This is a genomic window from Halosimplex halophilum (genome assembly GCF_004698125.1).
In the GTDB taxonomy this organism is placed as follows: Archaea; Halobacteriota; Halobacteria; order Halobacteriales; family Haloarculaceae; genus Halosimplex; species Halosimplex halophilum.
In genome coordinates, this window is sequence record NZ_SRHV01000005.1 from 725545 (window position 1) to 737642 (window position 12098).

17 protein-coding genes are annotated in these 12098 nt (G+C 69.7%); 7 read left to right on the forward strand and 10 right to left on the reverse strand.

From position 1 onward, the window contains the following. The first annotated feature begins 36 nt into the window (after nucleotides 1–36). Nucleotides 37–1209, forward strand: coding sequence for an inorganic phosphate transporter (locus E3328_RS19815; protein ID WP_135366358.1), 1173 nt, complete (start codon nucleotides 37–39; stop codon nucleotides 1207–1209). A 16-nt stretch (nucleotides 1210–1225) separates the two neighbouring features. On the opposite strand, the gene E3328_RS22770 is transcribed toward E3328_RS19815, so the two are convergent. The 3 genes from E3328_RS22770 to E3328_RS19825 all read right to left on the reverse strand — a co-directional run bounded on the left by E3328_RS22770 (nucleotide 1226) and on the right by E3328_RS19825 (nucleotide 2444). Next, entirely contained in the window at nucleotides 1226–1351 is a 126-nt protein-coding gene (locus E3328_RS22770) for a hypothetical protein (RefSeq protein WP_281275818.1), read from the reverse strand. Nucleotides 1352–1507: 156 nt separating this feature from the next. After that, nucleotides 1508–1894: a 30S ribosomal protein S6e gene (locus E3328_RS19820; protein WP_135366359.1), complete on the reverse strand. Its 387-nt coding sequence runs from the start codon at nucleotides 1892–1894 to the stop codon at nucleotides 1508–1510. A 91-nt stretch (nucleotides 1895–1985) separates the two neighbouring features. Further along, nucleotides 1986–2444: a GNAT family N-acetyltransferase gene (locus tag E3328_RS19825; protein ID WP_135366360.1), complete on the reverse strand. Its 459-nt coding sequence runs from the start codon at nucleotides 2442–2444 to the stop codon at nucleotides 1986–1988. 103 nt (nucleotides 2445–2547) lie between these two features. Between E3328_RS19825 and E3328_RS19830 the strand changes: the two genes are divergently transcribed. Then, nucleotides 2548–2775 carry a DUF8066 domain-containing protein gene (locus E3328_RS19830; protein WP_135366361.1) on the forward strand — a complete coding sequence of 76 codons (228 nt, stop codon included), beginning with the start codon at nucleotides 2548–2550 and terminating at the stop codon, nucleotides 2773–2775. Between the two features lie 10 nt (nucleotides 2776–2785). Here the strand turns inward: E3328_RS19830 and E3328_RS19835 are convergent, their stop codons facing one another. Continuing rightward, complete coding sequence (locus E3328_RS19835) at nucleotides 2786–3217, reverse strand: dCTP deaminase/dUTPase family protein (RefSeq protein WP_135366362.1); 432 nt, start codon at nucleotides 3215–3217, stop codon at nucleotides 2786–2788. A gap of 176 nt (nucleotides 3218–3393) precedes the next feature. Between E3328_RS19835 and E3328_RS19840 the strand changes: the two genes are divergently transcribed. Continuing rightward, nucleotides 3394–4176, forward strand: a complete 783-nt coding sequence (locus tag E3328_RS19840) for a creatininase family protein (RefSeq protein ID WP_135366363.1) — start codon at nucleotides 3394–3396, stop codon at nucleotides 4174–4176. A 24-nt stretch (nucleotides 4177–4200) separates the two neighbouring features. Here the strand turns inward: E3328_RS19840 and E3328_RS19845 are convergent, their stop codons facing one another. From E3328_RS19845 to E3328_RS19855, 3 genes are all read right to left on the reverse strand, one after another. After that, nucleotides 4201–4671 (reverse strand): DUF5790 family protein, encoded by a 471-nt coding sequence (locus E3328_RS19845; protein WP_135366364.1) that lies wholly within the window; start codon nucleotides 4669–4671, stop codon nucleotides 4201–4203. 146 nt (nucleotides 4672–4817) lie between these two features. Next, on the reverse strand, nucleotides 4818–5990 hold the full coding sequence (locus E3328_RS19850) for a DUF7544 domain-containing protein (protein ID WP_135366365.1): 1173 nt from the start codon (nucleotides 5988–5990) through the stop codon (nucleotides 4818–4820). A 91-nt stretch (nucleotides 5991–6081) separates the two neighbouring features. After that, on the reverse strand, nucleotides 6082–6435 hold the full coding sequence (locus E3328_RS19855; RefSeq protein ID WP_135366366.1) for a dihydroneopterin aldolase family protein: 354 nt from the start codon (nucleotides 6433–6435) through the stop codon (nucleotides 6082–6084). A 127-nt stretch (nucleotides 6436–6562) separates the two neighbouring features. Here E3328_RS19855 and E3328_RS19860 point away from each other — a divergent pair, with 127 nt between their 5' ends. The 4 genes from E3328_RS19860 (at nucleotide 6563) to E3328_RS22395 (ending at nucleotide 10733) form a co-directional block, all read left to right on the forward strand. Then, nucleotides 6563–7069, forward strand: a complete 507-nt coding sequence (locus E3328_RS19860) for a hypothetical protein (RefSeq protein ID WP_135366367.1) — start codon at nucleotides 6563–6565, stop codon at nucleotides 7067–7069. A gap of 81 nt (nucleotides 7070–7150) precedes the next feature. After that, entirely contained in the window at nucleotides 7151–8596 is a 1446-nt protein-coding gene (locus E3328_RS19865; protein WP_167837491.1) for an Hsp70 family protein, read from the forward strand. Between the two features lie 298 nt (nucleotides 8597–8894). After that, the gene (gene azf, locus E3328_RS19870; protein ID WP_135366369.1) at nucleotides 8895–9674 is read left to right on the forward strand and encodes an NAD-dependent glucose-6-phosphate dehydrogenase Azf; all 780 of its coding nucleotides are present in this window, start codon (nucleotides 8895–8897) and stop codon (nucleotides 9672–9674) included. 135 nt (nucleotides 9675–9809) lie between these two features. Then, nucleotides 9810–10733 (forward strand): hypothetical protein, encoded by a 924-nt coding sequence (locus tag E3328_RS22395; protein ID WP_209452243.1) that lies wholly within the window; start codon nucleotides 9810–9812, stop codon nucleotides 10731–10733. A gap of 124 nt (nucleotides 10734–10857) precedes the next feature. On the opposite strand, the gene E3328_RS22240 is transcribed toward E3328_RS22395, so the two are convergent. From E3328_RS22240 to E3328_RS19885, 3 genes are all read right to left on the reverse strand, one after another. Next, nucleotides 10858–11004, reverse strand: a complete 147-nt coding sequence (locus E3328_RS22240) for a DUF7563 family protein (protein WP_167837492.1) — start codon at nucleotides 11002–11004, stop codon at nucleotides 10858–10860. A gap of 41 nt (nucleotides 11005–11045) precedes the next feature. After that, nucleotides 11046–11252, reverse strand: coding sequence for a YgaP family membrane protein (locus tag E3328_RS19880; RefSeq protein WP_135366370.1), 207 nt, complete (start codon nucleotides 11250–11252; stop codon nucleotides 11046–11048). Between the two features lie 83 nt (nucleotides 11253–11335). Continuing rightward, a complete protein-coding gene (locus E3328_RS19885) occupies nucleotides 11336–12064 on the reverse strand; it encodes an HVO_2922 family protein (RefSeq protein WP_135366371.1) in 729 nt (242 codons plus the stop codon). Nucleotides 12065–12098 lie beyond the last annotated feature (34 nt).

The window sequence follows — 12098 nt, forward strand, 5'->3', positions numbered from 1 at the left end:
CAAGCTATTAAGGCGACGACCGGTAGCCGTGGCCAGATGGCATCGCTGGCGATACTGGTTGTCGCGGCCCTGGCGAGTCTGTTCATGGCGTGGGCGATCGGCGCCGGGTCGTCGGGGTCGACCCCCTTCGCCCCCGCCGTCGGGGCCAACGCGATCTCGGTGATGCGGGCCGGCTTCATCGTCGGGATCCTCGGGCTCGCGGGGGCGGTCCTGCAGGGGGCCAACGTCACCGAGGCGGTCGGGCAGGAACTGATCCGCGGCGTCACGCTCTCGCCGACGGCCGCCGTGGTCGGCCTGCTGACCGCCGCGACGCTGGTCGCGGTCGGCGTCTTCGCGGGCTACCCGATCGCGACCGCGTTCACCGTCACCGGCGCGGTCGTCGGGGTCGGACTCGCGCTGGGGGGCGACCCCGCGTGGGCCAAGTACCGCCAGATCGCCGCGCTGTGGCTCGCCGTCCCGTTCGTGGGCGGCGGCATCGCCTACGGCACCGCCCGCCTGCTCAGGAGCGACGGCGTCCCCGAACGGCTGGCGGTCCCAGCGCTGGCCGGCCTCGTCGGGGTCATCCTCGCCAACGTCGAGTTCGTCTTCCTCGGCCCGCCCGGCGAGCAGGCCTCCCTCGTCTCCTCGGCGGTCGGCGCCATCGGCGCGTCCCCGCTCGTCGTCCGCGCGGCCGTCTCGCTGCTGGTCGCCGTCTGTACCGCCTTCGCCCTCTGGTGGGACGTGCGCGAGGACAGCGAGCGCGGGCAGCGGCACTTCCTGCTCGTGCTGGGCGGCCTCGTCGCCTTCTCCGCGGGCGGGAGCCAGGTCGGCCTCGCGATCGGGCCGCTGGTCCCCCTGCTCGACCCGTTCGACCTCCCCATCGTCGCCGTCCTCGTCGGCGGCGGCCTCGGCCTCCTGGTCGGCTCCTGGACCGGCGCGCCGCGGATGATCAAGGCCATCTCGCAGGACTACTCCTCGCTCGGTCCACGGCGGTCGATCGCGGCGCTCATCCCCTCGTTCGCCATCGCCCAGACCGCCGTCTTCTTCGGCATCCCCGTCTCGTTCAACGAGATCATCGTCTCCGCCATCGTCGGCAGCGGCTACGCCGCCGGCAACAGCGCCGTCAGCAAGGAGAAGATGCTCAAGACCGTCGCCGCCTGGGTCGGCTCGCTGGTGCTGGCGCTGGGCGTCAGCTACGGTGCCTTCGCCGCCGTCGACGCCGTTGTGTGACGCTTCCCGTTCCTCCTCAGGAGAGGTCCGGGACGTCGCTACCCCGGAGGAGCAGTTCGCGCCAGGTCAGCTCCTGTTCGTCCTTGATCTCGGTGAGCCGTTCCAGTTCCGCCTCGCTGACCTCGATGCTGAGCTGTGGCATCCCACGCGGCGGTACCGGCCACCGACACTTAGGTTTCGTCGCCGACCGCCGCGCGGAGCGCCCGCTGGCGAGAACGGTTCCGTGAGTCGAGTCAACGCGTCCCAGGGGCCGGCAGAGAAAGAGGCTCCGCGAACGCCTCGACCGGAGGTCGGGGGCTTACTCCTCGTCGCCGAGCAGGTCGGCGGGGTCGTCGCCGCCGCGTTCGGTGATCTGGGCGTTGATCTGGCGGGTCGCCTCGCCGACCTCGCGGCCGCGGACGGTGACCCGCTTGCGCTCGCCGTCGCGCTCCGGGTCGTAGCCCGTGCCGCCTTCGAGCATGATCTGCTTGAGTTCGGTGCCGCGCACGTCGTCGCGCATCGGGCGGCCGGTCTCGTCGGAGCCGCCGGTGATCTCCAGGGTGAACCCGGAGAGGCCGACGCTTCCCCCGTCGACCTCCTCACCGATCTCGCGGCCGATGAAGCGGTTCGCGTCCTGTCCGTCCACGTCGACCTGGTAGGTGTGGCCGTCCTCCGGGTCGGAGACGGCGACCGTGAAATCTGCCATACCCGGTCGAACTCGGCGCGCGTTCAAAAGCCCGTCGGAACGCCTCCTCGGAACGTCCCGGTCGGCGACGCCCTCGAACGGACCGGGCGCGTCAGTCGCCACACCCCTCCTTCAGGTCCAGCGTGAACCCGGTCTTGGCCTCGCGGTCGAACCCGCAGGACTCGTAGAAGTCGTGTTTCCACGCCTCGTCCGACCCCGTCAGGAGCATCACCTTGTAGCAGTCGCGCTCGCGCGCCCGCTCGACCGCGGCCTCGACGCACCGCGTTCCGAATCCCTCGCCCCGGTAGCCCTCGCGGGTCACGACGTTCTCGACCAGCGCGAACGGTCGAGCGCCCCTCGTCAGGTTCCTCGTCACCGACAGCAGGCAGGTGGCGACGAGCCGACCCTCGTGCTCGACGACCACGACGTCGAGCGTCCCGTCGTCGACCATCCCGTCCCACAGGTCGGCCACCGCCTCGGGCGCGAGTTCGGGGTCGTCGGGGTTGAGCTGCCGGTAGAGTTCGAGCAGTTCCTCCAGTTCGTCGCGGCGAGCGGATCTGACCGTGGCCATCGGCGTCCGGTTGGGCCTGCGGGCGTCTCCGGGATGAAACGCGGTGGTCCACGGCGGCGAGGCGGACGAAAATACCTTGACAGGTCGTTCCGAACGACCCTCCATGTCCGGCTGGTCCCCGCCGACGCTCCCGCGCGAGCTGCTCGCGGCGTTCGGCGCCGCCTACGTCCTCGTCATCGCCTACGCCCTGCTCATCCAAAGGGCGCTCCTCCTGGGACTGCTGCCGGGCGTGCTTCTCGTCGGCGCGTACCTGCTGTGGCGGGTCGCCGCCGCCGTCGAGGCCATCGCCGACGGCGTCCAGCGGATCGCCGAACAGATGGAGCGGGAGTAGCGGCGCCGGCTCACGCCCGCTGGACGCCCACCACCGTCGAGACGCGGGCGTTCTCCTTCAGGCGGAGCCCCGCGCCGCCGACCGACAGCGGCACCCGACCGAGTTCCGACAGTTCCAGCGTCGGGTGGAAGGCGCCGCGGGCGGCCACGGCGTCGCGCGTCTGCACCCGGGCGACCGAGTCGTCGGGAAGTGCCAGCGACTCGTTGTACGCGACCAGGTACTGTCCGGCGTCGAGGTGCCACCACTGGTAGTCGTCGTCCTCGTTCCGGAACTGGCGGTCGTGGGGTTCCACTTCGGCGGCCTCCAGTTCGCCCCCGCCGAAGTCCACCCGACCGGGCTCGGCGACCTCGTAGACCTCCGTGACCGTCAGGTCGAGGCCGCGTCCCTCGGTCTGGGTCGGCTCGTGGACGATCCCGTCGACGAACGCCGTCAGGTCCGTCATACCCGGGGATGGGGCCGCTCGTCTCAAAAGCGTGGGGCCGGCCGGGACCCGCAGTCGACGGCGAGCGCTGAGCGCCCTCGCCGCGCTCGCGGTCGCCGGCTCCGAAGTGACCTGTGCCGACCGCGCTCGTCCGGCGCGGCCGTATCGCTTAACCGTCGCCGCCGCGAGCGGCCGGTATGCACCTCTCGGCATCGACCTGGCCCGAGGCCGACGCCGTCGAGACGGACCTGGCCGTCCTGCCGGTCGGCAGCACCGAACAGCACGGCCCCCACGCCCCGCTCGGGACGGACGCGCTGACCGCCGAGGCCGTCGCCGAGGCCGGCGTCGAGGCGTACGACGGCGAGGTCGTCGTCGCCCCCGCGGTCCCGGTCGGCGTCGCCGAGGAACACCGCGACTTCGCCGGGACGCTGTGGGTGAGCGAGGACACCTTCCGCGACTACGTCCGCGAGACGGTCGACAGTCTCGCCCACCACGGCTGGGACCGCGTCGTCGTCGTCAACGGCCACGGCGGCAACGTCGGCCCCCTGCGGGAGGTCTGCGGTCGGGTCAGCCGCCACGACGACGCCTACGCCGTCCCCTTCACCTGGTTCGACGCCGTCGACCTCGACCGCGACTGGACCGGCGACCCCGCGGCGCCGCCGGTCGATCTCGACGCGATCGGGATGGGCCACGGCGGCCCCGTCGAAACCGCGCTCGTGCGCGCGATCGACTCCGACCTCGTGCGCGACGACCGGCTCGACGACGCCGCGGCGGGCGCCGCCGACGGCTGGGGCGAGTGGGTGAGCGGCACCAACCTCGCCTACGACTCGGCGGAGTTCTCGGAGAACGGAACGGTGGGCGACCCCCGCGACGGGACCGGGGCGCTCGGGGAGTGGCTGCGCGAGCGGGCGGCCGAGCGACTGGCGACGCTGCTGGACGCGGTCGCGAGGCGGGACCTGTCGCGGCCCGACCGGCGCTGACCGGCGGCCCGGACCGGACTCGCCTCAGGCCTCGGCTTCCTCGGCGTCCGCGTCGGCCTCGGCGTCCGCTTCCTCCTCGGTCTCGTCGTCGGCGTCCGCCTCGTCGGCCTCGAACTCCTCCAGGGCGCTGCGGAGCTGCGGGACCGTACTCGCCAGCTCGCTGACCTCCTCGTGGGCCGCGGTCACGTCGTCGACCAGGTCCTCGACGGCCTCGATCTCCTCGGCGAGGTCGTCGGCGTCCTCGAAGGCGTCGGCGCGCTCGCCCATCGTGTACCACTTCTTGGCGTCGACGAGGTGGTCCTCGGCGTCCTCCACGTCCAGCGCCGACCGGAGCGCGTTCAGCACGCCCAGCGTGTTGTCGGCGTCGACCTCCCAGATCGCGTCGGCCTCCGGCAGCGCCGCGCGGGCCTCCGAGAGGCTCGCCTCCACGTCCTCGCGCATCTCGCTGGCCGCGTCCTCGAACAGGTCGTCGTCGTCGAAGGTCGCTTGACTCATGTCTCCCCCTTCGGCCCCGTCCCGTTTAAAAACACGCCTGGAACCGAAAGTGAAACTCGACCGTAGCGGCGTCGACCGGAGCGATACCGCCGGTCCGCCCGATCAGTTACGGTCCGCCGGTATCGATCCCGGCCAGACGGGCGGACTCACCGCCGGTCGTCGCCGTCGCTGTCTCCGCGGTCGACGTTCCAGTCGTCGCCGTCGGTTCCGCCGTCGTCACCGGGTCCCGAGCCGCCCGGGTCGTCGTCGGCCGGAGCGTCGGCGGTCCCGTTCCCGGTATCGTTGTCGTCGCTGTCGCCGCCGTCCGTCCGGACGGCCGCGCGGGCGTCGGGGACCACGTCGAACGCGGGTTCGACGTCGCCGAGGACGAACAGGGCGTAGTAGCGCAGGAACGTCTGGAAGGGCACCTGGATCAGCAGCGCACCGACGAACACGAGCAGGCCGTACAGGAGCACGAGCACCAGGACCACCGCCGCGGCGGCGGTCCCGCCGCCGGCCATCGCGAGGGCGAACCCGAGCGGCGCGCCGACGACCAGGAACGGGATAGCGAGCGCGATCAGCAACAGGACGAGCAGGAACCCCACGGCCATCGAGACGCCGATCCCGAGCAGAACGGAGAGGAGGAGGTAGGCGAGAAACTCCAGGGGCTCGTCGGTCAGCGTCCCCCCGAAGCGCCGCCACGCCGAGAGGACGCCCCGGTCCTCCGCGAGCATCACCGGGACGACGAAGACGGTCGTGAACCCGAGCAGTATCCCGAGGATCAGGGCGCCGACGCCCAGCACCGGGATCGCGAGGATCACGACGGTCAGGATCGTCCCGTCGTTCCAGGCGGTCGGCGGCCACCCGCCCATCGACGCGCCGACACCGAGCAGTGTCGCCGCGGCCGTCGCGATCGCCACGACCCACACGGTCAGCCGGAAGCCGAACAGCCGGAGGCCGCGCCGCCAGTACCGCCGGACCGACCGGCGCAGCCGCACCTCCTCGTCGCGCAGCGCGGCGACGAACGCGAACTCCATCGTCGCGCCGACCACCGAGTACAGCAGGAAGGCGACGACCCCGAGGACGGCGATCCCGACGATCAGCGCGATCAGCTCGGGCGTCAACTCGGGCGCGATGTCGGGCGCGCCGGGGCCCGGTTCGGGGGCGTCGGCGTCGCCGCCGAAGTTCGTGGTCGGCGCGCCTGGGAAGGAGAGGCCGGCGCCGCCGACGAAGAACATCACCACCGCGAGCCGGAACCACCGCACGCGGTCGACCGGCGTGAGGAACCGCTTGGTCGCCTTGATGGCGTCCTCGATATCGTTCAGGGCGGCGAGGGACATACCGGACCGGTTGTCCGCCCAGTCACATATCTCTCGTGGTCGGTTCGGCGCCTCGCCGGTCCCCGACACCCCGGCCCGGTACCACCGACGGTCAGGAATCGGGAGCCACGTCGACGACGCGCATGAGCGGGTAACCGTCCTGCATATCCATCCGCGTCCGGACCTCGGTCCCCTCGTAGTCGATCGTCATCTCGACCTCGACGAACCGGCCGGTCAGCTCCGTGTACTCGGCGGTCGAGTCGGCCAGCTCGGCCGCCAGGTCGTCGACCAGCACGTCGACGGTGACCGACTCGCAGTACGGCTGGTTCTCGATGGCCTCCTCCATCGCGCGGGCGAGGCTGTCGGCGCTCGCCGGGCTGACCGGCGTGCCGGCGAACTGGTGGTACAGCGACCCGAACTTGATGCCCGCCTCGAAGCAGGCCGTCTGGGCGTCGGTGGCGTCCATACCGGCCGCTGGGTCGCCCGGGAGTAATGGGTGTCGGGTGCTGGCAACGACCCGTCACGTGCAGACTGACGGCCCGGGACTGTAGCTCAAAAAAAAAACAAAGTGTGTGGATGCGGATGTTTGACGCGTGCCATTCGACATCGCTGATAGGATCCGCGGTGGCCTCGGGCCCTCGGACGACTCCGGGGTATCGTTCGAAGACGTGGACCGGCCGGACGACGTGACTGTCGAGCGTGTCACGACCGATCTCACGAACGCAGTAGCGAACGGCGACCTCGCAGTCGAGGACACTGGGTTCGACGGCGAGTCGGACCTTCTCGGAGCCGTCGAACCGATCGTCCGGGATTACCGCGAGTACCACGACTCGATCGACTCCTTGGTCCAGGTCCAGACGGCGTGGGAATCTGATACCCCCGATACGGACTCGGGTACGACCGACGAGCCGGAGGGCGACGAGGTTGTCGAAGCGCTCGACCGACACACGTCGAAGATCGTGTCGCTACTGGAAGGGTTCGGAGAGACTGAACCGTTGAGATGGACGCGCGCCTACGCCAACCGGTATCCCTATTTCGGCTGCCTCGTCGAATACGTCTTCGCGTATCGCGAGCTCGAGGACCGGGACTACTTCGAGTGACGGGCCGGACGGAACTCCGGCTGGGCGGGTCAACACTGGCCACACCGTATGATTTTTACTGTCGTTTCGTATACTGATAGTGTGTCTGATCGGAAGTTTCTCGGTCTCGATTTCGGCACGCGCCGGTGCGGAATGGCGGTGTACGGAGACGGTCGACCGGAGCTCGTGGCCGCCGGTAGCCGGAACGGGGGCGTGAGTTCTATCGTCGCGCGGTCCGGCGACGGGCAACCGGAACCGGGACAGCCCGACACCGAGCCCGTTCCGTCGGACCGACGCGCTCGCTCGGCGAAGCGACTGCTCGTCGAAGCCGATCTGGCGGACGAACTGCCGGAGGCGCTACGCCCGGTAGCTACGGTCTTGCGACGGGTCAAGACGACCGCCGAAGAGCGACTCGGTACCGAGATGCCCCACCTCGTCATGGCCGTACCGACGCGGCTGAGCGTCCGACGCCGGAAGTTGCTGGCCGACGTCGCGGAAGTCGTGGGGTTCTCCCGGATGCATCCTCTCGACGAGACGACAGCGGCCGTGATGGCGTACGGACACGGGACCGAAGCGAACGGAACCGTTCTGGCGATGGATGTCGGTGCCCGGACGGTCAGTACGTCGCTCGTCGATATCAACGGCGGTGCGTACGAAGTCCTCGCCACGACCGGCGAGCTACATTTCGGCGGGGACGACTGGGACGAAGCGGTCGTGGACTGGGCCATCGACCGAACCGGTGTCGAGACAGTCCCCGATTCGGCGCGGTCTCGGCTCCGGGAACAGGCGGAGCGCGCCAAACGTGACCTGGCTGTGCACGAACAGACGGAGGTGACGGTTCCGACCGACGGGCGGAACCGCCAGTTGACACTCACGCGGTCGAAGTTCGAACACGTGACCACGTCCCTCACGGGTCGGCTCACTGACCAGCTGCGGCAGGTGTGTAGTGATGCCGGTGTCACGCCGCAGGAGATCGACGAAGTCGTGCTCACCGGACAGACGGCACGGCTCCCACAGGTTCGGTCGACTGTCACCGAGTTCGCGGGCAGTGAACCGACTGACGGGATCGACCCCGAGACGGCCGTCGCGCGCGGGATTGCAGTTCAAGCCGGCGTCTACGGCGGCCGGTGTGACGATGTCGTGGCGCTCCCGTCCCACGGGACCGCAATCGGCATTAGATCCGGCGACGGGGCGTTCCAGCCGGTTCTCGAACAGGACGTGACGTTCCCGACTTCGGAGACAGTGGTGGGCACGACCAGTTCCGACGACGCCTCGGCCATGCGTTTCGACGTGTACCAGGGCAACCGCGATGCCGTCACCGAAAACGAGCTGATCGGCTCGTTCCGAGTGGCGGGTCTCCCTTCGGCGCCGAGCGGCAAACCGGACGTAGAGCTATCCTTCCATCTCGACGAGCGCGGACTGCTCCACGTCGACGCCGAAGAGACCGCACTCGAGACAGCGACCGAGGTCACTGTCGAGGGAGATATCGGACTCTCGGACAGGGAACGGAAGGAACTGGAGACGTGGCTCACTGAGCGGGATCGCTGATGAGGACAGCGGACGGCGCGGACTCTATCGAGCGCATCGCAGTTCCCGCCCGAGGCGTAGCACGCCGGCGCGACGGACAGGCTGTTCGCGGCTGCCTCGCCTAGGCACCCGGTGTAGCCGCTGTTCTCGGTGGCGATTGACAGCGGAACGGTGAGTCGTACAAGGGTTCGCGAACCCGTTTTCACCCCTGTTCTGTCGTCGGGTTCCCCGCAGGTCGCCGCAGGTGACAGGGCAGACCCGAGCGGCAAAGAGACGGAACCGTACCTTACTTACTGACCGGTCGCAAGGGTACACCTGAATGGACGAGCCGGTCTTACTCACAGGTGCAGGCGGGCGCGTCGGGCAGGCCGTGCTGGAGGGGCTCGCCGACGAGTACGAGTGGAAGCTGCTCCTCCACAGCCCGCCGGACGAGGAGCCCGACCACGAGTACCTCGTCGGCGACGTGACCGACGAGGAGACGGTCGCCGAGGCCATGGACGGCGTGGGGGCCGTCATCCACCTCGCCGGCGACCCGCGGCCGAGCGCGCCGTGGGACTCGGTCCTCTCGAACAACATCGACGGCACCGAGAAGATGTACGAGGCCGCCGTCGCCGAGGGCGTCGCAAAGTTCGTCTTCGCCTCCTCGAACCACGCCGTCGGCGCCTACGAGACCGACGAGCGCACCCCCGACATGTACCGCAGCGGCGACGAGTTCCGCCTCGACGGCACCGAGTTCCCCCGCCCCGGCAACCACTACGGCGTCTCCAAGGCCGCCGGCGAGGTGCTGGGCCGCTACTACCACGACGAGCACGGCATCTCGGTGTGCAACATCCGCATCGGCAACCTGACACGGGGCCACCCGCCGATCGACTACGAGCGCGGCCAGGCGATGTGGCTCTCCTACCCCGACTGCGCCCGCATCCACCGCTGCGCCCTGGAGGCCGACTACGACTTCGAGATCGTCTACGGCATCTCCGACAACGACCGGAAGTACTACTCGCTGGAGCGCGCGAGGGAGGCGCTGGGCTACGACCCCCAGGACAACTCCGCCGAGTGGGACGGCGACGACCACGTCGCCGACTACGAGCGCGACGCGTAGCGACGCCCGGAACTCGACGACATCTGCTCACTTCTGTCCCTTCGAACCGGACGAACGCACGGCTTCGCCGCGAGCACGAGAGAGAAGTGACTCTTTCGGAACGTTTTAGATCCCTGATTTGAATGGTCGAAGCGGATGAAGCGACTCGGGCTTATCGTCGTGTTGGTACTGTTAGTCGCCTGTGCGCCGGGCGCGGTGCAGGCGGACGAGGACGAGATTCCGGACACCTGCGACTACACGCCGTACAACATCGAGGAGTTGGAGGACCGGTACGACGCGAACGCGACGGGTGTCGGCGGCGCGATCAACTCCCCCGACGACACCGACGCGTTGCCGCTTCGGGCGGACAGCGGCGATTACTTCGCCGTGACTATCCACCACGGGGACATCGGGGACGAGGAACGGCGGCTCACGTTCGCTCTCCCGCTGGGTACCTCGGTGACCGAACAGCGGAACGTCGAGGAGTACAACGACAGACTGGACTTCCTCACCGTCTCCGACTCGTCGGAGAACGCGTCGTTCAAGTTCTACGCGGAATCGGACGGGCCGGTCTGTCTCCGGATGTCCGAGGAGGGCCGGTTCTACGGCGAGTACAACTGGAGTTTCACGATCAGTCAGAACAACGAACACCAGTGGTATCCCGCATCTGACGGCTCGACGGCCACGCCGACCCCGACGCCAACGCCGACCGCTACGCCCACGCCGACCCCGACCGCTACGCCGGCCCCGACGGCCACGGCGACGCCCACGCCCACGGCAACTGCGACGCCGACCCCGGTCCAGACGCTCTCGGCGACCGCGACGGAGTCGGCGTCGGAACCGGGCGACTCGTCGAGCGAGGCGACCGACGCTCCGGCGGCCGGTGACGGCGACGACGTTCAGGACAGCGACGGCGACGGCGTGATCGATTCGGAGGACTACGCGCCGAACGACCCGGACGTACAGGAGAAAAGCGACCTGGTAGACACGACGGCCAGCGGGTCCGGGGCCGGCTTCGGTCTCGGGCTGGCCGTCACCGCGCTCGCGCTCGCGGCAGTCGCGGCCACGCGGCGGTCCTGACGGCGCGGCGTCGCGTCTCAGTCGATTCCGGCGGGCCGGACTTCCGAGGACAGGGGACCGACGACTACTCGGACCGAAGGATTCCCGACGCGGGTCCGCGGTCGGCGACCGCGGGACCGGCCGTTCAGTTCCGTTTGGTTCGCACGTCGCCCTTGTCGCGGGTCTTGTCCTCGCAGTTCGGGCAGACGCGGGGCTGGTCCATCCCGTTCGGCGCGAACACGCGAACGTACGATTTCGTCACGACGGCGTCGCAGTTCCGGCAAGTGGGCACACCGGTACGAGTGCGAACAGACTGATAACGCTTGTTTTCGGTCACTCCGTCGTCGTGTCGATCCCGAGCGCGCGATTCAGCCCGCAAAAGCAGGTCACGGCGTTGATTCCCAGACCGAGGGCAGCGACACCCAGCAGGACGGCCCGCGAGCGCCTGCCGCTGGCCAGCGCCTTCACCGCGACGACGGTCAGTAGTACCGCGACGATTCCGCGGGCGATGCGGTCGCGTCCGCCGACGTTGGATTCCATGCGTGACGGTTAGGGCGCCACCGTCTCAAAGCCACCGGCGGCGCCGCGTCCCCGCGGTGGACCGGCGACGGCGGAGACGCCGCTCAGTCCTCGACGACCTCGGCGCCGGACGCGTTGGCCATCACGCTGCGCATGCCCTTCTCGGCGTTGTGCTTGCGGGTGTAGCCCTCGCCGCTGGACGCGATGACGTTGCCGTTCCGGTGGACGAGCCGCCAGCGCCACTCGTCGGCCCGGTCGCGGAACAGCTCGAACCGCGCCTGGCTCACGACCGGCGCCGCGGCCGCGACGGGCGATTCGACTTCCTCGCTGCCGGAGACGGGCTCGTCCACCTCGTCCCCGTCACCGGCGCCAGCATCGTCTCCATCCCCAGTCTCGCTCTCGCTCTCCTCGTCGGTATCGGCGCCGGCCGCGGCGACCGTCGCCGTCTCCACTGCCGGTCGGTCGGCGTCCGCTCCGTCCTTCGGTTCGGGCTCCGACTCGTCCGCGTCGTCACTTGCCGCGACGGCCTCGGGTGTCGCGGGCTCGTCGCCGGGCGCCCACTCCAGTTCGACCTCGATCTCGACCTCGTCGTCCTCGCGCTCGTACTCGACCTCGAACTCGAAGCTGTCGGGGACCGCCACGGCGAGCGCGTCCTCGCCCTCGCCGAGCGCCACCGCGCCGGCGTCGACCCCGTCCGCGAGGCCGCGGAGGACCGCGGCCGCCTCGGCTCGCGTCGCTGTCCGCTCGCTCTCGAACGCCTCCTCGGCGTCGTCCGGTTCGTCTTCGGACCCCTCGGCGGGCGATTCGTCGGCCGCGTGGTCGTCGTCGGACATGGGTCGAGGTAGGGCGTCCGCGCGGAAAACAGTT